Origin of the sequence: Nocardioides sp. (assembly GCF_029937575.1) — a bacterium.
Taxonomy (GTDB): Bacteria; Actinomycetota; Actinomycetes; order Propionibacteriales; family Nocardioidaceae; genus Nocardioides.
The window spans coordinates 1-20,232 of the sequence record NZ_JAPYPS010000047.1; the positions used below are offsets into that span (position 1 = coordinate 1).

The following is a 20,232-nucleotide window of genomic DNA, read 5'->3' on the forward strand; positions in this document are numbered from 1 at the left end:
AGGCCGCCGCCCGCGAGGCCGCCGAGACCGTGCTGGCGCTGCGCCAGGAGCTGGCGCTGGCCCGGGGCGAGGAGCCGCCGGCGGCGCCGGTCGTCGCCGCCGCGCCGGTGGACGTGGTCGCCGAGGTGGACGTCGCGGCGCAGGCGGAGGACTCCGCCGAGACCGAGGCCGCTGCGGAGGCCGAGGCCGCTGCGGCCGTGGTCGCCGAGGTGTCCGTCGAGGAGCTGGAGGTCGAAGCCGTCGAGCTCGACGAGGCCGCTCCCGAGGAGGTCACGGAGGCTGGGGGCGATCTTGCGACCGTGGACGACGTCGACACTGACGACGGGTCCGAGATCGACGCCGCGGCGTCCCCGACGCCGGAGGACGAGTCACCGGGTCTCGAGGCTCGTCGCCCAGGGGCTCCTCACACCTCGACCAGCCGGGAAGACGACGCCGAGGCCGAGGAGGCCGTTGAGGCCGTCGAGGCCGTCGAGGCCGTCGAGGCCGTCGAGGCCGTCGAGGCCGTCGAGGAGCAGCCTGAGGACGAGGGTGTCGTCGCCGAGCCAGAGCCCGACCCCGAGCCGGTGCCGGACGCCGAGGCGCGTGCCGAGCGGCTGACGGTCCGGGCGAGCGACCTTCTGCCCGACCACGGTCCTGCAGTCGTTGCCGGGCCGGCCTCGGCGCTCTCGCGCGCCTGGCGCCGCGTCCGTGGCAAGCAGGCGCCGGCCGAGGGCCCCTCCTGGAGCGAGGTCGTGGTGCCCCCCGTGCCGGCGATCGGGTCGCGAGGTCTCGAGGCTCCTCGCCCAGGGGCTCCTCACACCTCGACCGGCGTGGAGGACGAGGAGGTCGAGCTGGAGCCCGATGTCGCTCCCGAGCCCCCAGTAGAGCCGGACCCCGAGCCCGACCCAGAGCCCGACCCAGAGCCCGACCTGGAGCCGGAGCCCGACCCCGAGCCCGACCCCGAGCCCGACCCGGAGCTGGACCCGGAGCCCGACCCCGAGCCCGAGCCCGACCCGGAGCTGGACCCGGAGCCGGAGCCCGACCCCGAGCCGGCCACCGTCTCCACCCCCGAGCGAGAGGCCCTTGCGGGGCTGCCCGCCCACGTCGTACGCACCGCCACCGTCAGCGGCGCGAGCCGTGAGCCGTACTCCGCGCGACGGCGCGGAGGGTCCGGGTTCGTGGGCGCGCTCCTTGCCGTGGCCGGCGTCGCGGCCATCGTGGCCTTCGCCCTCGGCGGGACGCTCGACGTACCCCTCGGAGTCGGCCTGGGCGTGGCGTCGTTCCTCGCCGCGCTCTTCGCCTACCGCCGGATCGGCCGCTCCAGCAGGGTGACGCTCTCCGAGGAGGGCATGCTGACGCTGGTCTTCGGCGACGCGCAGCACAGCTTCGACCTGTCCACCGACGCCACCGACCTCGAGATGGTCGGCTCCCCCGGGGACGCCAACTGGGCGGTCCGCCTGCTGCGGCGCGGGTTGTCGCCGCTGGAGGTCGACGCCGGCTCGGTCGACCCGATGCTCTTCACCGAGGCCTTGCGGCAGTGGCGGCCCGACCTGTGAGCGTCCCCGCCTCCGAGTCCAGCGACGCCGAGCCCTCTGGGCCGACCGAGCCCACCGATCCCGCCGAGCTCGCCGCACTCCGCGCCGAGCGGGACTCCCTGCGCCGGCGAGTGCGTGAGGCCGAGGACATCGCCGAGCAGCTCGCCGAGGAGCTGGGCCACGCCCGCGCCCGCCTCGCCGCGGCCGGGATGCCGGACGCCGACGCCGGACGCCTCCCCCTGCTCGACCAGACCGGGCTGACTGCCGCCCCGAGGTCCCTCGCCGGCGACGGCGGCGCCCCGAGCGAGGATCGTGGCGGTCCGCGCAGCATCGCGCGCTCTGCCGACGGCAGTGACCCGATCCTGCTCCCCATCGCCCTGGCCGGCACAGCCGCGGCGGTCTTCCTCGTCGCCCTGCTGTCGCTGGCCAACAACGGGTTCCTCAACCTGTTCAGCCTCGGCGCACTGCTCGCCTCCGGGCTGCTGGCCCGCGCCGCGTGGCGCACGCGAGTGGTCCCGGTCGAGGTGTGGGTCGAGGAAGGCGTCGTGCAGGTCCGGCGGGGCGACCAGGCCCTTGCCTTCGACCTGACCAACGAGACGACGCGCCTCGAGGTCTCCGGCGACACCGACGACACCCACTGGCGGGTGCGCTTCTACCGCCGGGCCCTCGACCCCTTCGACGTGGACGCGACGATGGTCGACCCGGAGGAGTTCATGGCGTTGTTGCGGCGGTACCGGCCGGGGCTGTAGCGGTCGGGTCTCGGGGTCTCGGGGTCTCGAGCCTCGTCGCTGGCGCTCCTCGCACCTCGACCACCGTCCGTCGGCCCCGGTCAGGCGAGACCGGCCTTGAGGGCCGCGGCGATCTCGAGGACGGCGGCGCGCGAGCGGCGTCCCACGCCGACGATGTTGAAGAAGCCGTGGATCTGGTCGGGGAAGCGGTGCAGCTGCACCTCGACACCCGCCGCCACCAGGGCCTGCGCGTAGGCCTCCCCCTCGTCGCGGAGCGGGTCGAAGCCCGCCGTACAGAGGTATGCCGGCGCGAGCCCCGCCGGGACGTCGTGGCGCAGCGGTGAGATCCGGATGTCGTCGCGCTCGGCGACCACGGGGACGTAGCTCTCGTTGGCGAGGGCCATGAACTCCGAGGTCAGGTAGAAGCCCTGGCTGAAGAGCTCCAGGCTCCGGGTGGCGCGGCGCGCGTCGACGGCCGGGTAGACGAGCAGCTGGAAGGCGAGCGGCAGGCCCTCCTGAGCGGCGGCGATGGCCGTCGCGGCGGCCAGGGTGCCGCCGGCGGAGTCGCCGCCGACCGCGAGCCGCTGCGGGTCGGCGCCGAGCGACGCGGCGTGCTGGACGACCCAGCTGTACGCCGCCAAGGCGTCGTCGTGCGCCGCCGGGAACGCGTGCTCGGGTGCGAGGCGGTAGTCGACGGCCAGGACGCGGACGCCGGCCTGCTCGGCCAGGAGCCGGCACGTGGCGTCGTGGGAGTCGAGGCCGCCGTACATGAAGCCGCCGCCGTGGAAGAAGACCAGCAGCGGTGCCGGCTCCGGGGCCGCGGTCGTGGGGACGTACAGGCGGGCAGGCAGGTCGCCGACGGCGAGGCCACGCACCGACCCGATCGGCTGCGTGCCGCCCGCCATCGCCGCCTCGTGCTCCACGACCACCCGGCCCTGGGGCACGGGCAGCCGCTCGGCGGAGGGCAGCCGGGCGAGCTTCTTGAGCCGCAGCATCAGCTGGGTCTCCGGCGCCAGGGTCTGGCCGTCGAGGACGATCGGGGCGCCGGCCAGGCGGCGCTGGACGACCTCGGGCAGGCCCATCGTGAGGCGCAGGGACAGGGCTTCGACGCGGTCGGTGAGGCTCACCGGGGCAACCTACCGGTTGGGGTCGAGGTTCGCGGACGACTGTGTCTCCCGCTGTTCACATGACGGTGACAGAGTGACTCCATGAGTTTGGAGATCGTCCCCGGCACCGGCACGTCGATGAGCTCGGGAGCCTCGGGCACCGCGCGCGTGGAGTCCTCGACCGGTGTGCCGGACGAGGCCTACGAGGTCGACGCGATCTACGAGCCCGACCCCGAGCTGGTCGCGGCGGTCAAGGGCTTCGAGGACCGCTTCCTCGACCGCGAGCTGTCCTGGCTGCGCTTCAACCAGCGCGTGCTCGAGCTCGCCGAGGACGAGAGCCAGCCGCTGCTGGAGCGGGCGCGGTTCCTGGCGATCTTCACCAGCAACCTGGACGAGTTCTTCATGGTGCGTGTCGCCGGTCTCAAGCGACGCATCGTCGCCGGGCTCGCCGTACGGGCTGCCTCGGGGTTGATGCCGCGCGAGGTGCTGGAGCAGATCTGGACCACGACCCGCGAGCTGAGCTCGCGCCAGGCCGGGCTGTTCCGCGACCAGATCGTGCCGGCGCTGGTCGCCCACGACATCGAGCTGGTCCGCTGGGACGACCTCGACCGCGACGAGCAGAAGGCCTGCAAACGGCTCTTCCGCGACCGGATCTTCCCGGTGCTGACGCCGCTGGCTGTGGACCCCGCGCACCCGTTCCCCTACATCTCCGGGCTCTCCCTCAACCTCGCGGTGGTGATCCGCGACCCGCAGTCCGACAAGGAGCACTTCGCGCGGGTGAAGGTGCCGCAGACCTTCGACCGCTTCATCCCGCTGTCCGCGGCCGCCGGTGCCGGCAAGGGCGCCCGGTTCGTGCCGCTCGAGGACGTCATCAGCGCCCACCTCAAGCGGCTCTTCCCCGGCATGGAGGTGCTCGAGGCCCACACCTTCCGGGTCACCCGCAACGAGGACCTCGAGGTCGAGGAGGACGACGCCGAGAACCTTCTCGCCGCCCTGGAGAAGGAGCTGCTGCGGCGTCGCTTCGGCCCGCCGGTGCGCCTCGAGGTCGAGGAGTCGATCTCCGACGCCGTGCTCGACCTGCTCGTCTCCGAGCTCGGGATCTCCCAGGAAGAGGTCTTCCGGCTGCCCGGGCCGCTCGACCTGCGCGGGCTGCACGGCATCGCCGACCTCAGCCGCGAGGAGCTCAAGTACCCCGCATTCGTGCCGACCACCCACCAGCGGCTGGCCGAGGTCGAGTCGTCGGCACCCGTGGACGTCTTCAAGGCCGCCCGGCGCCACGACGTACTGCTGCACCACCCCTACGACTCGTTCGCGACCTCGGTCCAGCGCTTCATCGAGCAGGCCGCCGCCGACCCGCACGTGCTGGCGATCAAGCAGACGCTCTACCGCACCTCCGGCGACTCCCCCATCATCGACGCCCTCATCGACGCCGCCGACGCCGGCAAGCAGGTGCTGGTGATCGTCGAGATCAAGGCGCGCTTCGACGAGCAGGCCAACATCCGCTGGGCGCGCAAGCTCGAGCAGGCCGGCTGTCACGTCGTCTACGGCATCGTCGGGCTCAAGACGCACTGCAAGCTCGCGCTCGTCGTGCGCGACGAGGGCGGCTCGGGGCACGGGATCCGGCGCTACACCCACATCGGCACCGGCAACTACAACTCCAAGACCGCCCGGATGTACGAGGACCTCGGGCTGATCACCACCGACGAGGCGATCGGCGAGGACGTCGCCCACCTCTTCAACAACCTCAGCGGCTGGTCGCGCAACGCCTCCTACGAGCACCTGCTCGTGGCGCCGGACTCCGTGCGCTCCGGGCTCGTCGAGCAGATCCACGCCGAGATCGCCCACCACGCCGCCGGGCGACCCTCCGGCGTACGGCTCAAGGCCAACTCGGTGGTCGACGAGGGCATCATCGACGCGCTCTACCTGGCCTCGCAGGAGGGCGTGAAGGTCGAGCTCCTCGTGCGCGGGATCTGCGCGCTGCGTCCCGGCGTACCCGGCCTGTCCGAGAACATCACCGTCCGCTCGATCTTGGGTCGCTTCCTCGAGCACAGCCGGGTCGCGTGGTTCGAGGGCGGCGGCGAGCCGACCGCGTGGATCGGCTCGGCCGACATGATGCACCGCAACCTGGACCGCCGCGTCGAGGTGCTGGTGCGGCTGCCGCACCCCGACTCGATCGCCTCGGTGGGCGCGATGCTGGACACCGCCTTCGACGACGACACCCGCGCGTGGGTGCTCGGCAGCGACGGCAGCTGGGCCAGCAACGAGGGCTCCGTGCACCTGCAGGAGTCGCTCATCGAGGGCCAGCGGCGGCGCCGTACGACGTCCTGAGCGGCTCGTCGCCCGGCCATCGTGCGGCATCCGGTGCCCGGCCGTGAGGGGTCGAGGCCCCGACCCTCTAGCATGTTCGGCGGTTCATCTTCGCCTCATCAGGAGTTCACGTGGGTCTGCGCTTCAAGCCGGTCGATGCGGCCTTCTACGACCTCTTCACCGAGGCGGCACAGCACCTCGTCGTCGGGTCCGGCCTGCTGGCCGAGATGCTCGCGGCCGAGGGCTCGGCCAAGGAGGACGTCGCCAAGCGGATGCGCGCCGCCGAGCACGACGCCGACGAGACGACCCACGGCATCGTGCGACGGGTCAACACCACGTTCATCACGCCGTTCGACCGTGAGGACATCTACGCCCTCGCCTCGGGGCTCGACGACGTCATGGACGAGATGGACGAGGCCGTCGACCTGATCCTCCTCTACGAGGTGGAGACGTTGCCGGCCGCGCTCTCCCAGCAGGTGGAGGTGCTTGCCCGGTGCGCCGAGCTGACGGCCGCGGCGATGCCCAACCTGCGCTCGATGAAGTCGCTCGACGAGTACTGGATCGAGGTCAACCGGCTCGAGAACACCGGCGACCGCAACCACCGCCAGATCCTGGCTCAGCTCTTCTCCGGCGAGTACAAGACCATGGAGGTCCTCAAGCTGAAGGACATCGTGGAGGCACTCGAGTCCGCGATCGACGCCTTCGAGAAGGTCGCGAACATCGTGGAGCAGATCGCCGTCAAGGAAGGCTGAGGCTTTGTCCCTCACCCTGACGATCGTCATCGCGGTCGTCGTGATCGCGCTGGCCTTCGACTACACCAACGGGTTCCACGACGCCGCCAACGCGATCGCCACGTCCGTCTCGACCCGCGCCCTGACGCCCCGCATCGCGCTGATCCTGGCGGCGGTGATGAACTTCATCGGCGCCTTCCTGGGCCAGAAGGTCGCCCAGACCGTCTCGGAGACGATCGACCCCGGCGTGGGCAACGACGCCCTGGTCGTGGTGATGGCCGGACTCCTCGGCGCCATCGCGTGGAACCTCCTGACCTGGTACTACGGCCTGCCCTCCTCGTCCTCCCACGCCTTGATCGGCGGTCTCGTGGGGGCCGCGCTCGCGGCCGGCGCGACCGCGAAGTGGGACGTGGTCGTCAACAAGGTCGTGATCCCGATGGTGCTCTCCCCGGTGATCGCCTTCGGCCTCGGCTTCGCGGCGATGATCGCGATCATGTGGCTCTTCCGCCGCGCCAACCCCTCGCGCGCCAACCGCGGCTTCCGCCTGGCCCAGACCCTCTCGGCCGCCGCGATGGCGCTGGGCCACGGCCTGCAGGACGCCCAGAAGACGATGGGCGTCATCTTCCTCGCGCTGCTCGCCGGAGGGTACGTCGGCGCCGACGACGGCCTCCCGCTGTGGGTGATCCTCTCCGCGGCCTCCGCCATCTCGCTCGGCACCTACGCCGGAGGCTGGCGGATCATGCGCACCCTCGGACGCCGGATCATCGACCTCGACCCCGCCCGCGGCTTCGCTGCGGAGTCGGTCGCGGCCTCCGTGCTCTACACCACGGCGTACGCCTTCGAGGCGCCGATCTCCACCACGCACACCATCACCTCCTCGGTGATGGGGGCCGGCGCGACCAAGCGGTTCACGGCCGTGCGGTGGGTCGTCGCGCGCCGGATCGTCACGGCCTGGGTGCTCACCTTCCCGATGGCCGGCCTCGCCGCCGCGGCGTCGTACGTCGTGCTGGCGGCGGTCGTCCCGACCTGATCGGGCCCGCCGAGACGGTCCCTGACGAAATGGCCCTTGATCGGCGCGTCCAGGGGCCACTTCGTCGGTTCTGAGGGAGCCGAGGGACCCGTCACGCCGCGCGGTGGCCCAGGAAGCGCCGCCGTTGGCGCTCGGTCATCGCTCGCCGGTGCGCCACCGTGTGCGACGGCGTCCACCAGGGCGGTTGCTCGAGCGTCCAGGTCCGCTCATCGACCGGGTGCTGCGCCGCGTGCCGGTACGCCGTGTCGAGTCGCTGCAGGAAGGCCGACGGGTCGTGTCGGTCCGGCGCCGTCATCGTCACGGTCTCGATGTCGCGGCCCCGGAAGGCCCCCTCACGTCGGAGGTCGTGGTCGCGCTGGGAGCGCACGAGGTGCAGGTCCCCGTCGTACTCCCCCGCGACCCCGGCCACCGGATCGATGACGTCGGGGGTCCCGATGTGGGCTCCGGTGCGGAGGTCGAAGACCGGTCGGTTGCACACCGGGCGGGGTCTGCCGCCCGGTCCACTCCAGACCAGGCGCAGGTCCACCTCGGGTGGCGACCAGCTGTTCTCGTCGGCCAGCGCCAACGCCCGGCGGGCGCGAGGCACCCCTGTCCACCCGCTCTGGGTGGCGAGGTAGGTCGCCATCTCGTCGACGGAGACCAGGTCGGAGTAGGCCGCCATGTCGAGCACCACGACGGCGGCGCGGTCGCTGGCGGCGTACCTCATCTCGAACGACACGGCGAAGCAGGCGTCGGTGACCAGGATGCCGTCGACCCCCTGCACACGCCGCGGGTCGAGTCCCTCCCCGCTCGGGCGCATGCCCGGCTGCCCACGGATGTCGCGAGTGCCGGACACGATCGTGATCGGCAGGCGCTTGCCGGAGGCCGTCCGACCGTCGAACCACCGGCCTCCCCTCCAGCACAGCGCGGCCCAGCCCGTGATGGCACCACCGGGCGGGACGAGCACGGACGCCTCGACGATGCGTTGACGTACGTCGTCGTCGGTCACCGAGGCCGGCACGTAGAAGCCGTGGCTCGTGCGACGCCAGTGGGGCCCGCGCGCCGCCTTGCGACTCGGACCTCCGGGGCCGCAGCGCACCGGCAGCACCAGGCCGGGCGGCAGCGACGCGGCATCGGGCGAGCTGGACATGCGTCCATGGTGGCCCGAGAGCACGTGGCGCGGCGCCGGCTCTCCACAGGCCTCTCAGAACCGACGAAGTGGCCCCTCCACGACGTCGGGAGGGGCCACTTCGTCAGGGACTATCTCGACTGGCGGCCGGATCAGCCGAAACGACCCGAGATATAGGCCTCGGTCGACTCCTCGTCGGGGTTGGAGAACATCTTCTTGGTGGGGTTGAACTCCACCAGGTGGCCGGGCTCGCCGGTCGCCTTGAGGTTGAAGAAGCCGGTCTCGTCGGAGACGCGGGCGGCCTGCTGCATGTTGTGGGTGACGATGACGATCGTGTAGTCGGACTTCAGCTCGTGGATGAGGTCCTCGATCGCGGACGTCGAGATGGGGTCGAGCGCCGAGCACGGCTCGTCCATCAGCAGGACCTGCGGCTCGACGGCGATCGCGCGGGCGATGCACAGGCGCTGCTGCTGGCCGCCGGAGAGACCCATGCCGGGCTTGTTGAGGCGGTCCTTGACCTCGGTCCACAGGTTGGCGCCGCGCAGCGACTTCTCGACGAGCTCGTCGGAGGCCTTCTTGCCCAGCCGCTTGGCGTTGAGGCGCTTGCCGGCCAGGACGTTGTCGTAGATCGACATCGTCGGGAAGGGGTTGGGCCGCTGGAAGACCATGCCGATCTGGCGGCGCACGGAGACCGGGTCGACGCCGGGGTCGTAGAGCGACTGGCCGTCGACCATGACCTTGCCCTCGACGCGGGCACCGGGGATCACCTCGTGCATCCGGTTGAGGGAGCGCAGGAAGGTCGACTTGCCGCAGCCGGACGGGCCGATGAACGCGGTCACCGAGCGGGCACGGATCGTCATGTTGACACCCTCGACGGCGAGGAAGTCGCCGTAGTAGATGTTCAGGTCGGAGACGTCGATGCTCTTGGCCATGGTGTGGTGTTCCTTGCTGTCAGAGTCTCTGCTGGGGCAACGCTAGGGCAGAACGGGGCGGTACGGCGGCTCAGCGACCGGACTTGGGTGCGAAGACCGCGCCGATCACGCGGGCGAGCACGTTGAGGAGCATGACGATCGTGACCAGGGTCAGCGCGGCGCCCCAGGCGTAGTCCTCGTACTCCTGTCGGTACAGCCCCGGCGGGGAGGCGATCGACTGGAAGATGTAGACCGGCAGCGTGGTCATCCGGTCGCTGAACGGGTTGAGGTTGGTGTCGGTCGTGAAGCCGGCGATGATCAGCAGCGGCGCGGTCTCGCCGGCGACGCGGGCGATGGCCAGGGTGACACCGGTGACGATGCCGGCGATCGCGGTCGGTACGACGACCTTCACGATCGTGCGCCACTTCGGCACCCCGAGGGCGTACGACGCCTCGCGCAGCTCGTCGGGCACCAGCTTGAGCATCTCCTCGGAGGAGCGCACCACGATCGGGATCATCAGCACCGAGAGCGCCACCGACCCGCCGATGCCGAGTCGGACGCCTGGCCCGAAGATCAGGACGAACAGCGCGTAGGCGAAGAGCCCGGCCACGATCGAGGGGATGCCGGTCATCACGTCGACCAGGAAGGTGATCACCCGCGCGAGCTTCTTGCCCTTGCCGTACTCGACCAGGTAGATCGCGGTCAGGATGCCGATCGGGACCGAGATCGCCGCGGCCAGAGCGGTGACGATCAAGGTGCCGAAGATGGCGTGGTAGATGCCGCCGCCCTCGCCGAGGACGTTGCGCATCGAGTTGTTGAAGAACTGCCCGGACAGGATGCCCGAGCCCTTGCTGACCACCGTGTAGATCAGCGAGACCAGCGGGATCATCGCCAGGCCGAACGTCGACCAGATCAGCAGGGTCGCGACGCGGTCGACGGCCTTGCGTCCGCCCTCGACCGCGAGGGACCACAGGGGCAGCGCGACGACGAGCGCCAGCCAGGCGATGACCAAGGCGGCGACGGAGCCGGCGCCGATGACCATGCTGACCAGGGCGCCGACGGCGATGGCGAAGACGATGGCGAAGATCGTGCCGTAGCGCGGGAGGCTCGGTGCCTGCAGCGGCAGGGCGTCGGAGGTGCTCGGCGTCGTGGTGAGGTCGGTCATCGGCTCAGCCCTTCACTTGTCCGCGGGCCGCGATCGCGCGGCCGAGGAAGTTGACGGCGAACGTGATCACGAACAGCACGAGGCCGGAGAAGATCAAGGTGTCGACCTTCGAGCCGGACGCGTTGCCGAAGTTGTTGGCGATGTTGGCCGCGATCGTGGAGGACGCGCCCTCGGCGGTGATCAGGTTGAGCGAGACCAGCACGCTCGGCGGCAGCACCAGCGCGATCGCCATCGTCTCGCCGAGCGCGCGGCCCAGGCCGAGCAGGACGGCGGAGAACATGCCCGAGCGGGCGTAGGGGAAGACCGTCATCCGGATCATCTCCCAGCGCGTGGCGCCCAGGGCCAGCGCGGCCTCCTGGTGCATCTTCGGCGTCTGGGCGAAGATCTCGCGGCAGATGGCGGTGATGATCGGCAGCGCCATGACCGCGAGCACGATGCCGCCGGTCATCATGGTGCGTCCCGAGTTGGGCACCGGGCCCTCGAAGAACGGCAACCAGCCGAGGTTGTCGCCCATCCAGTTGTAGACCGGCACCAGGTTGAGGGCCAGGAAGTTGATGCCCCACAGGCCGTAGACGACGCTGGGGATCGCGGCCAGCAGGTCGATCAGCCACCCGAAGGCGGTGGCGATGCGGCGCGGCGCGTAGTGCGAGATCACCAGGGCGACCCCGATGGCCAGCGGCGTCGCGATGATCATCGCGATCAGGGCCGCGAGCAGCGTGCCGAACAGCAACGGGCCGACGTACGCCCAGATGTTGTCCTTGCCGTAGGCCGACTCACCGCTGTTGCCGAGCGCGGGCAGGCCCTGCTCGAGCAGGAAGATCGCGACGCCGGCGAGGACGATGACGATCAGGACGGCCGATCCGACGCTCAGGCCGGCGAAGACCCGGTCACCGACGCGACCCGTGGATCCTCCGTCGTCGGTCGTGACGACGGAGCCACCGGGTCCACCCGGGTCCGGCTCGGTCGGGCTCTCCTGGACTGTTCCAGCCACAGTTGTCTCTTCCTCAGATGCTGAACGGTCGGACATCACGATTGCCGTGACGGGGCCGGCTTGGCAAGCCGCCGACCCCGTTCACGACCTCGTGGGTGGTGCGGGGATCAGCTCAGCTGATCGCGTCGACGATCTCCAAGGCCTGGGCCTGCAGGTCGTCGTTGAGCGGAGCAGAGCCGGCCTCGGCGGCCGCCTGCTCCTGACCCGCGTCGCTGAGGACGTAGGTCACGAAGCCCTTGACCAGGGCAGCGGTCTCGGCGTCGTCGTAGGACTGGCAGGCCAGGAGGTACGACGTGAGCACGACCGGGTAGGTGCCGGACTCCTCGGTCGCGAAGTCCAGGTCGAAGACCAGCTGCGTGTCGGTGGCGACGTCGGCCGGGGGCGAGGCGAGCAGGATCTGCGCGGCGGCCTCGGCCGACGGCGGGACGAACTCGTCGCCGACACCGATGTTGGCCAGCCCGAGGGCCTGGGCCTGGCTGGCGTCCGCGTAGCCGATGGAGAACTCGGAGTTGGTGATCGTCTGCACGACACCGGAGGTGCCGTTGGCGCCCTCGCCGCCGTACTCGGTCGGCCAGATCTCGATCGCACCGGCGTCCCACACGTCGGGGGCGACGGCGGTCAGGTAGTCGGTGAAGTTCTCCGTGGTGCCCGACTCGTCGGAGCGGTGAACGGCGTTGATCCGCTCGGAGGGCAGGTCGGCGTCGGGGTTCTCCTCGGCGATCTCCGGGTCGTCCCAGGTGGTGATCTTGCCGGCCATGATGCCCGCGAGGGTCTCCGGGGCGAGGTTGAGCGTGTCGACGCCGGGGAGGTTGTAGGCCACGGCGATCGGGCTGACGTAGCTGGGGACCTCGATGACGGTGCCGCCGCACTGCTCCTCGGCAGCGCTGAGCTCGCCCTCGTCGTCGGTCAGGTAGGCGTCGGAGCCCGCGAACGGGAAGCCGCCCGAGATGAACTGCTCACGCCCACCACCGGAGCCGATGGGGTCGTAGTTGATCGTGGTGTCGGGGTTGATCCCCTGGAAGCCCACGGCCCAGGCGCCCATGGCGGCCTGCTGCGTGGAGGCTCCGCCGCCCGAGAGGGTGCCCGTGAGGCCCGTCTCGACAGCCTCGGTGCCCTCGCCGCCACCAGACGGAGCGGCGTCCTCGTTGTCGGCGCCGCAGGCGGTCAGAGCAAGGGCAAGTACCGCAATGCCGGGCACGATGGCCTGGCGCGCAGAAGTGATCTTCACTTCGGTTTCTCCTCATGAGTCAGTGTCTTGACGTTGACCCACTCTGGGGAGGCGAAGTGGCGGGCTCAGTGGTCATGGGTGAACGAGCGGTGAACTCAAACAAGTAAAATGATCACGACTGTCGGACGGTGAGACGTCGATCACGTGAACAAGCCTCAAAGGCCTTGACTCACCGCGGCAGATGGCGTTCGATCCCCGCCACCTTGTTCTTGCGCAGGTGCACCACGAGCATCTCGCCCAACTCGAGGCCGGGGTGCTCCAGGCCGAGCGCGTCGCACAGCGCAGGCAGCACGGGACGGTGCGTGCACACCACCGTGGAGCGGGTGTCGCCGAGCACCTCGTCGACCACGCGGGCCAGCCCCTTGGACGACACGTCCTCCTCGGACAGGCGCCGCCGCTGCTCCAGCTCCCAGCCGGTCGTGGCGCTGAAGGGCTCCACTGTCTGCACGCAGCGGGTGCTGCTCGAGCTGATCACCCGCGTGACGCCGTACGCCGCCAGCAACGGCACCAGGCGCTCGGCCTGGAGCTGGCCGGGCTTGAGCAGCGGGCGCTCGCGGTCGTCCTGGCGCCACGCCCGCCGCGACCTCGCCTTGGCGTGGCGCAGCAGGATCACCGCCCGGGTCTTGCGGCGGCGCTTGAGCGCCTCGGTCAACGTGGTCCGGTCGTGGGGGTAGGTGAGTCGCTCGGCGGCCTCCTCGGCATCGACCCACTCCACGGCGTCGACCTCCGCGTTGGGGCGGTAGTCGCTCACGTCGTCGTCGCCCACGGCCCGGCCGGTCCAGTAGAAGACGGTCTTGCTGCGCTGGGCGCCGGGATCCCTCGGCGCGCCGGCCCGCTCCGGGTGGCCGCCCAGGGAGTAGCGCTGCGCTGCGAGGGCCGGTCCGAGGCGCACGTGCAGGCCGGTCTCCTCGGCGACCTCGCGCACGGCTGCGACGGTGTGGTGCTCGCCCCGGTCGAGCTTGCCCTTGGGGAACGACCAGTCGTCGTACTTGGGGCGGTGGACCAGCAGGACCCGGCGCCCCGGCCGGAAGACCACCACGCCGGCGGCGAGGACGTCCTGCGGGCTCCCCGTCGCGAGGTCCGTGGCGGACGCGACGGGACGCGGGGCTCGTGCGGCTCGTGCGGGAGAGGCGGGCACGAAGGCTAGTCTCACACCACCCCCGCTCATCGAGGAGACCCGGCACCACCGTGATGCGTAAACGTCTGATGACCATCGTGGGTGCGCTGGTGGCGCTCGTCGTCCTGGTGACGGCGGTGGTCGTGCTGGTGCAGTCGCTCGGGGACGACGACGCCGAGCGCACCCGCCTCGCCGGGGCACTGGCGATGGCGCCCGCGGACAGCGCGAGGTTCTCGTGGACCGACTGGACCGCCGTACGGCGTGAGGTCGGGCTCGACCTGGACGCCGCGTCGCCGGGCTCGGCCGTCGAGGACCTCCTCGACCGTGGCTTCGAGGACGACCTGACCTCGACGTCGGCGCTGGGCGCCTCGGCGGTGGTCATGCAGGAGCGGCTCGGCTTCTCCCCCGCCACGCTCGACTGGGAGCTGTTCAGCCAGGGTCCGACCGTGGCCACGCTGACCATGCGGGCGGGGCCCGACCTGGACTTCGACCGGGTGATCTCCTCCCTGCGCAAGGCGGGCTACGCGGAGCCCGACTCACCGACGGGCGCCTGGGTCGCCAACCCGGTCGAGGACCAGATCACCTCGATCATCAGCCCCGAGCTGACGATCATCGCGCTGGACAGCGAGGCGGGGCTCCTCTTCGCCAGCGACAGCTCGGCCGGCCTCACCGCCGCGGTGGCCGCGGGCGAGGTCGCCGAGACCGACGCCCTGCCGCAGGACGTCGTCGAGGCCGTCGGCGAGCCGCTCTCGGCGTCGTTGGCGACCGGCGACCAGGCCTGCAGTGCCCTGGCCATGGCTCGCGCCGACGCCACCGACGAGGACGAGGGCAAGGCGCTGGTCGCGGCGGCCGGCGACGTCAACCCGCTGACCGGCTTCTCGATCGGCGCCGGCCCCGGCGGTGACGTCCGGGTGGTGATGGGCTTCGAGTCCGAGGAGCAGGCCCGCACCAACGCCGAGACGCGCGCCGTGCTGGCCACCGGTCCGGCGCCCGGGCAGGGCGGCACCTTCGGCGAACGGTTCACCCTCGACCGGGTCAGCGTCACCGGTCAGGCGGTCGCCCTCGACCTGGCGCCCGAGCCAGGGGCCTACGTCCTGTCGGACCTCAGCAACGGGCCGGTGCTGTTCGCGACCTGCTGAGGGAGGTCGCCGGTCGGCTGGTCGGCCTACGCCTCGCGCCTCGCCGGGGGTACCTCTGGCCTGACCCCGAGAATGCGATCGATCTCGTCCGGACTCAGCATCTCCTCGGCCTCACTGGCCGCGATGATGAGGTTGGTGGTGAGCTCCACCTCGCCGAGAAGGTCCACGTCCTCGAGGGTGACGTCGAATTGGTCGTGCATCGGTCCCCCTCGCTCCCGAAATACGTGACTGGTCGAACCTGTGGCCCCGAGTCTACGGCCTGGGCCAGCAGGACGTGATGGTCATACCGGGCCATTCGGCACGTTCCGGACGGGCCAGGCCCGGACAGCCCTGAGCAGTACCCGGACAGCGTTCGGTCGTGTCCGGGATTTGTCCGGGGTCGGGGTCCGGACGCGCTCAGGGAGCTCTCAGGGAGCGGGCACGGAGCGGACACGGAGCGGGCCCGCGCTGTCCTCGCGACCCGCCGCTGACCCGAAATGCAACACGAGGCCCCGCCGTACGGCGGGGCCTCGCGTCAAAGTCTGGTCAGCGACCAGCAGGTGTCACACGGGGCGGACGTTCTCCGCCTGCGGGCCCTTGGGCCCCTGGGTGACGTCGAACTCGACCTTCTGGTTCTCGTCCAGGGACTTGTAGCCCTGGGTCTGAATCGCCGAGTAGTGCACGAAGACGTCGTCGCCGCCGTCCTCCTGCGCGATGAAGCCGAAACCCTTCTCGGCGTTGAACCACTTCACGGTGCCTTGAGCCATGTGCTCGATACTCCTCATTCGGGTGGGAGCCGTCACTTCGACGACCCACAGCAAGTGCGGTGACACTGCGCTCCGACCCTGATTGAGCAATTGAGCTTAGCCAAGAGAAGAAACGCCGTTGGATCACAAACTCCGCGGGCGTCAGACCTGCTGGAACTTGCACCTGTTGCGAGAACAACAGTAGCAAGCACCTGGCCAGGTAGCACGGTCTGTACGCCCCCAATCCTCCCGACCCGTGTGAACGTTGCGTGACACGACGGTTGCCGAGGACGTCTCCAGGCCAGACGGAGGCTTCGCCGTACGACGAATCGCTCGCTCGAGGCGGGCCGGGGCGCCGGCGAGAGGTGTCGCCGGGGCGGGGTCAGGGGATGCCGTTTGGTCCCAAACGACAGGGATCCGGGCGGATTCGTTGTCGTTTGGGACCAAACGGCGCAACCTGCGGGCGCACCCCGCGGGCCGGACGCCGAGCAGCGATACGCTGGCGCCGCTGCACACCGGGCCCCTAGCTCAATTGGCAGAGCTGAGGACTTTTAATCCTTAGGTTGTGGGTTCGAGTCCCACGGGGCCCACTCCTTGAGGTCGCGCCATGGCGGCTCGACCTATGCCGACTGCCTACCGGTGCTCGTGGTAGCGGGCACGCGCCCGGTCGATGTCGGCCAGATTGGCGGCACCCCAGTCGATGAGGGGGGCAATGGCGTCGAGGAGGGTGTGGCCCATCGGAGTCAGCGTGTAGGTGACATGCGGGGGCATCACCTCGAGCACGGTGCGGGTCAGGATGCCGTCACGCTCAAGACCACGCAGGGTCACGGTGAGCATACGTTGACTGATGCCGTCGACCTCACGCTTGAGCACAGTGAACCTCTTGGGACCCGCGCCCAGGCTGGAGACGACGTAGAGCGACCACTTGTCGGCGACCATGTCGAGCACCTCTCGGACGCGACAGGCCTCGGGGGCGTTGGGAACGGCTTCGACAGGACTCGAGGCCGTGGACGCTGGGTCGTTGCGTTGGGCGCTCATGCCGGTTACCTCCAGGGAACCCGGTTATCGCAATGTGCCGCATTGACCGCTGGCCCACGGGGCCGGGACTGTGGCTCTGGTAATCAAACAGTACCGAGTCACACATCGGAACCATACAAAGGAGCACAGACATGTCCACCGCCACTGAGATGCCTGCCCGCGACTGGGTCGCCGGGACCTGGACCATCGACGCCGTCCACTCCCACGTCGGCTTCATGATCAAGCACATGATGGTCAGCAAGGTGCGTGGGCACTTCGGCACCTTCTCCGGGACCATCGTGACCGGGGCGACGCCGGACACCTCGTCGGTTGAAGCCACGATCGAGGCGACATCGATCAACACCGGAAACCCCATGCGCGACGACCACGTCCGTTCTGCCGACTTCTTCGATGCAGCCGAGCACCCGCAGCTGACCTTCCGTTCCACCGGCGTGCGCTTGGTCGAGGGAGACTTCCTCATCAACGGCGACCTCACGATCCGTGGAGTCACCCAGCCGGTGACACTCACGATGGGCCCACCCGAGTTCGGTCCGGGTATGGAGGAAGGGACTGGAAAGGCGGGCTTCTCGGCCACGACCGAGATCGTGCGCCACGACTTCGGGGTCAGCTACAACGGCCCAATCCCGGGCGGGGGCGCCGCACTCGGCGACAAAGTCAGCATCGAGCTCGAAATCGAGGCCGACCTCGTCTCGGAGGCGGAGAGCCGATCATGAGCTTGATCGGTGGCATCCCCGCGACCCACCAGGACCTGGTCAGGTCCTCCACGGTGGCGCTCAGCACGGTCAACGACGACGGATCCATCCAGACCACAGCGGTCTGGATCCTGCTCGACGATGACGGCGTGCTGCGCACGTCGCTGGCCAAGAACCGCCAGAAGTTCGCCAACCTCGCGGCGCGGCCCGTGGCCACCGTCTTCGCGCTCGACCCCGCCAATCCCTTGCGGACCCTCGAGGTCCGCGCCACGGTCGAGATCGAGGACGACGATGAGGAACGGTCATTCATGGCCAAGATCATCGGCACCTACGGCCAGAGCCTGGAGGCGATGGCGGATCAGGCCGCCGAGGAGCGAGTCGTGGTGACCTTCCGACCCACCCGCGTGCGCGCTCAGGGCTGAGCCAGTCGACGGACGGCTGCTCGCGAAGGGCCGACGCCTGCCAGGCTGCGTGCCCACAACCAGGGCGATGCTCTCGTGAGGCACATCCCCCGGATGTGTGCTGTCACCTCGACAACCGACCACGCGGAGATCTCATCGGGGTGGAATCCGGGTTCGGTCGGTGGTTTCCCTGATGTCGGAAGAGCCTCCACCACGTGCATCGTGCGGGCATGACCCCTGTTGTCGGTTCTGGAGGAGACCGTCCGATCGTCCGGACAGACGGTGACCCGCCCGTCCCGCGATCTGCCAGTGTCGCCGTCGGCACGATGCTCATCCTGGGTGTGTTCACCAGCCTCGCCGGGACGCTCGTGCTCGGTGAGCGGTTCAACGGTGCGGGCGCCGTGGCCGCGGCGGGGGACCATCAGAGCAGGGTCATGACGAGCGCAGTGCTGCAGCTGGTCACCGCCGCAGGTGCGGTAGGGATCGCCCTGGGGTTCCACGCCTTGCTGCGTTCCCACTGCCCCACCCTCGCGGTCGGTGCGGTCGCATTTCGTGGCGTGGAGGCCGTGTTCGCCGCAGGCTCTGCGTTCGCACTGGTGGCGCTGGTGGTGCTGGCGCAGCTGCCGAGCGGTTCCGTGGAGCAGCCCGGCATTGCGAGTCTGGGCCTCGTGGTGACGAGCCTGCGCGACGCGTCACACTTCGGTTTCGGCGTCGTGTTCTACGGATTTGGAGCACTGCTCACCTATGTGGCGCTCCTCAAGTCCCGGCTACTGCCACGTGCATTGGTGGTATGGGGTGTGATCGGCGTCGTGCTGATCTTCTGCACCGCCCTGCTCGGCCTGTCCGACGGGCCGCCGTACGCGATAGACGGATGGCGGACGGTGCTGGCTGCGCCCATAGCGCTGCAGGAACTGGTGATGGCCGTGTGGCTGATCAGCCGAGGCCCTTCATCGAGCCCTGCCGTAGCGGCGAGCACGGACTGACGGCGGTGGGACCACCGGCCCGACCCGATCATCTGCGCCCCAGCCGGGCGTCGATCGCACTGGGCCGCAGGACCTGGTCGAGCGCCATCGCGGCGCAGCCGACGACTCCGGCGCGGTCGCCGAAGGTGGCGGGCAGGACCTGGAGGCCGCTGGTGGCCAGGGCCGAGGAGCGTGCGTAGACGCGCTCGCGGACGCCGGCGGCGTAGACGTCGAAGGCCGCCGCCATGTCGCCCCCGATCACCACCGCCTCGGGGTTGAGCAGGTTGATCGCCACGGCGAGGACGTCGCCGAGGCGACGGCCGCTCTCGCGCAGCAGGTGCTTGGCCTCGGCGTCGCCGGCGAGGGCGAGGGCGACCAGGTCCCGCACGTGCCCGAGCGGCCGGCCGGCCCCACCTGCCTCGGCGAGCCGCGCCACCAGGGCCCACCCGCCCGCCAGGGTCTCCAGGCAGCCGGTGTCGCCGCAGCGACAGGGCAGCCCCGCCGCGTCGTCGACCTTGGTGTGCCCGATCTCGCCGGCGGCGCCGCGATGTCCCGAGACCACGCGCCCCTCCGCGATGATGCCGAGGCCCAGGCCGGTCGAGGCCTTGACGACCAGCAGGTCGGAGTGGTCCTGGGCGTGGCCCATCCGCTCGGAGCGCGCCAGCACGTCGGCGTCGTTGCCCACGAAGAGCGGCGCTTCGGCGAATGCCTCGACCTCGGCGAAGTACGGCGCCAGGGCGACCTCGTCCCAGCCGCCCATGACCGGCGAGTCGATGCTGACGCCGCGCGCCGGGTCCACGGTGCCGGGCAGGCTCACGCCCACTGCGAGGACGCGGGTGGCCGAGACCTCCGCACCCAGCTCGGCCAGGCGCCGTACGGCGGGGGGCAGGACCTCCTCGGGGCCCGTCCCCTGCGCGTGGTCGAGCGACGCCGCCGCGAGCTCGCGGCCCGCGAGGTCGAAGACGGCCACCTGGGTGCGGGAGCGGCCGACCGCGGCGGCCAGGACGACTCCCGCGTGGGCGTTGAGCATCACGCCGGTCGCCGGGCGCCCACCGGTCGAGGGCTGGTCCTCCCCCAGCACGACCAGGCCCGCGTCGGCGAGCGCCGCGACGCGCGCGGTGACCGCCGTACGGGAGAGGCCACTGAGCCGGCGCAGGTCGGAGCGCGACCCGGCGGCACCGGTGCGCACCAGGTCGAAGAGGTCTCCCGCGGACAGGCTCACGGCGGCCACTCTAGGCCGATCGTCCGGTGACTTTCGACTCCTCCCCCTCGCGATCGCTTTGCTTTTGTCTCAGAAAGACGTAAGTAGTGCTTGTCGTGGGCGTCTTCGAGGCTTAGC

The 20,232-nt window shown here is 70.5% G+C and carries 20 protein-coding genes and 1 tRNA gene; 10 read left to right on the plus strand and 11 right to left on the minus strand.

Annotated elements, in window-relative coordinates; translation table 11 throughout:
* Positions 1-1,535, plus strand: a 1,535-nt coding sequence (locus Q1K33_RS14690; RefSeq protein WP_300405260.1) for a hypothetical protein, incomplete at its 5' end; no start/stop codon positions are given.
* The gene (locus tag Q1K33_RS14695) at positions 1,532-2,263 is read left to right on the plus strand and encodes a hypothetical protein (RefSeq protein ID WP_300405262.1); all 732 of its coding nucleotides are present in this window, start codon (positions 1,532-1,534) and stop codon (positions 2,261-2,263) included. The genes Q1K33_RS14690 and Q1K33_RS14695, both read left to right, overlap by 4 nt.
* An 80-nt stretch (positions 2,264-2,343) precedes the next feature.
* Here Q1K33_RS14695 and Q1K33_RS14700 read toward each other — a convergent pair whose 3' ends face one another.
* A complete protein-coding gene (locus Q1K33_RS14700; RefSeq protein ID WP_300405264.1) occupies positions 2,344-3,369 on the minus strand; it encodes an alpha/beta hydrolase in 1,026 nt (341 codons plus the stop codon).
* An 81-nt stretch (positions 3,370-3,450) separates the two neighbouring features.
* On the opposite strand from Q1K33_RS14700, the gene Q1K33_RS14705 reads away from it, so the two are divergent.
* The 3 genes from Q1K33_RS14705 (at position 3,451) to Q1K33_RS14715 (ending at position 7,416) form a co-directional block, all read left to right on the plus strand.
* The gene (locus Q1K33_RS14705) at positions 3,451-5,676 is read left to right on the plus strand and encodes an RNA degradosome polyphosphate kinase (RefSeq protein WP_300405266.1); all 2,226 of its coding nucleotides are present in this window, start codon (positions 3,451-3,453) and stop codon (positions 5,674-5,676) included.
* Positions 5,677-5,786: 110 nt separating this feature from the next.
* Positions 5,787-6,407 carry a DUF47 family protein gene (locus Q1K33_RS14710; RefSeq protein ID WP_300405268.1) on the plus strand — a complete coding sequence of 207 codons (621 nt, stop codon included), beginning with the start codon at positions 5,787-5,789 and terminating at the stop codon, positions 6,405-6,407.
* A 4-nt stretch (positions 6,408-6,411) separates the two neighbouring features.
* Positions 6,412-7,416: an inorganic phosphate transporter gene (locus Q1K33_RS14715; RefSeq protein ID WP_300405270.1), complete on the plus strand. Its 1,005-nt coding sequence runs from the start codon at positions 6,412-6,414 to the stop codon at positions 7,414-7,416.
* A 91-nt stretch (positions 7,417-7,507) separates the two neighbouring features.
* Here Q1K33_RS14715 and Q1K33_RS14720 read toward each other — a convergent pair whose 3' ends face one another.
* The 6 genes from Q1K33_RS14720 to Q1K33_RS14745 all read right to left on the minus strand — a co-directional run bounded on the left by Q1K33_RS14720 (position 7,508) and on the right by Q1K33_RS14745 (position 13,957).
* Complete coding sequence (locus Q1K33_RS14720; protein ID WP_300405272.1) at positions 7,508-8,545, minus strand: hypothetical protein; 1,038 nt, start codon at positions 8,543-8,545, stop codon at positions 7,508-7,510.
* Between the two features lie 131 nt (positions 8,546-8,676).
* Entirely contained in the window at positions 8,677-9,456 is a 780-nt protein-coding gene (gene pstB, locus Q1K33_RS14725; RefSeq protein WP_300405274.1) for a phosphate ABC transporter ATP-binding protein PstB, read from the minus strand.
* Positions 9,457-9,526: 70 nt separating this feature from the next.
* A complete protein-coding gene (gene pstA / locus Q1K33_RS14730; protein WP_300405276.1) occupies positions 9,527-10,600 on the minus strand; it encodes a phosphate ABC transporter permease PstA in 1,074 nt (357 codons plus the stop codon).
* 4 nt (positions 10,601-10,604) lie between these two features.
* Entirely contained in the window at positions 10,605-11,591 is a 987-nt protein-coding gene (gene pstC / locus Q1K33_RS14735; protein WP_300405277.1) for a phosphate ABC transporter permease subunit PstC, read from the minus strand.
* A gap of 112 nt (positions 11,592-11,703) precedes the next feature.
* Positions 11,704-12,819, minus strand: coding sequence for a phosphate ABC transporter substrate-binding protein PstS (pstS, locus tag Q1K33_RS14740; protein WP_300405279.1), 1,116 nt, complete (start codon positions 12,817-12,819; stop codon positions 11,704-11,706).
* Positions 12,820-12,988: 169 nt separating this feature from the next.
* A complete protein-coding gene (locus Q1K33_RS14745) occupies positions 12,989-13,957 on the minus strand; it encodes an NUDIX hydrolase (RefSeq protein WP_300405280.1) in 969 nt (322 codons plus the stop codon).
* Positions 13,958-14,025: 68 nt separating this feature from the next.
* On the opposite strand from Q1K33_RS14745, the gene Q1K33_RS14750 reads away from it, so the two are divergent.
* The gene (locus Q1K33_RS14750) at positions 14,026-15,075 is read left to right on the plus strand and encodes a hypothetical protein (RefSeq protein ID WP_300405281.1); all 1,050 of its coding nucleotides are present in this window, start codon (positions 14,026-14,028) and stop codon (positions 15,073-15,075) included.
* A 26-nt stretch (positions 15,076-15,101) separates the two neighbouring features.
* On the opposite strand, the gene Q1K33_RS14755 is transcribed toward Q1K33_RS14750, so the two are convergent.
* Together Q1K33_RS14755 and Q1K33_RS14760 are read right to left on the minus strand one after the other, a co-directional pair.
* Positions 15,102-15,275, minus strand: coding sequence for a hypothetical protein (locus Q1K33_RS14755; RefSeq protein WP_300405282.1), 174 nt, complete (start codon positions 15,273-15,275; stop codon positions 15,102-15,104).
* Positions 15,276-15,617: 342 nt separating this feature from the next.
* Entirely contained in the window at positions 15,618-15,821 is a 204-nt protein-coding gene (locus Q1K33_RS14760; RefSeq protein WP_056863399.1) for a cold-shock protein, read from the minus strand.
* Positions 15,822-16,317: 496 nt separating this feature from the next.
* On the opposite strand from Q1K33_RS14760, the gene Q1K33_RS14765 reads away from it, so the two are divergent.
* Positions 16,318-16,390 (plus strand) — tRNA-Lys (locus Q1K33_RS14765).
* A gap of 43 nt (positions 16,391-16,433) precedes the next feature.
* Here Q1K33_RS14765 and Q1K33_RS14770 read toward each other — a convergent pair.
* Positions 16,434-16,739, minus strand: a complete 306-nt coding sequence (locus Q1K33_RS14770; RefSeq protein WP_300405283.1) for a helix-turn-helix domain-containing protein — start codon at positions 16,737-16,739, stop codon at positions 16,434-16,436.
* A 230-nt stretch (positions 16,740-16,969) separates the two neighbouring features.
* Between Q1K33_RS14770 and Q1K33_RS14775 the strand changes: the two genes are divergently transcribed.
* From Q1K33_RS14775 to Q1K33_RS14785, 3 genes are all read left to right on the plus strand, one after another.
* Complete coding sequence (locus tag Q1K33_RS14775; RefSeq protein ID WP_300405284.1) at positions 16,970-17,551, plus strand: YceI family protein; 582 nt, start codon at positions 16,970-16,972, stop codon at positions 17,549-17,551.
* Complete coding sequence (locus Q1K33_RS14780) at positions 17,548-17,952, plus strand: TIGR03618 family F420-dependent PPOX class oxidoreductase (RefSeq protein ID WP_300405285.1); 405 nt, start codon at positions 17,548-17,550, stop codon at positions 17,950-17,952. Before Q1K33_RS14775 ends, Q1K33_RS14780 begins: the two co-directional genes overlap by 4 nt.
* Before the next feature lie 209 nt (positions 17,953-18,161).
* Positions 18,162-18,914 (plus strand): DUF4386 domain-containing protein, encoded by a 753-nt coding sequence (locus Q1K33_RS14785; protein ID WP_300405286.1) that lies wholly within the window; start codon positions 18,162-18,164, stop codon positions 18,912-18,914.
* 28 nt (positions 18,915-18,942) lie between these two features.
* Here Q1K33_RS14785 and Q1K33_RS14790 read toward each other — a convergent pair whose 3' ends face one another.
* Positions 18,943-20,115 (minus strand): ROK family protein, encoded by a 1,173-nt coding sequence (locus Q1K33_RS14790; protein ID WP_300405287.1) that lies wholly within the window; start codon positions 20,113-20,115, stop codon positions 18,943-18,945.
* Positions 20,116-20,232: the final 117 nt, after the last annotated feature.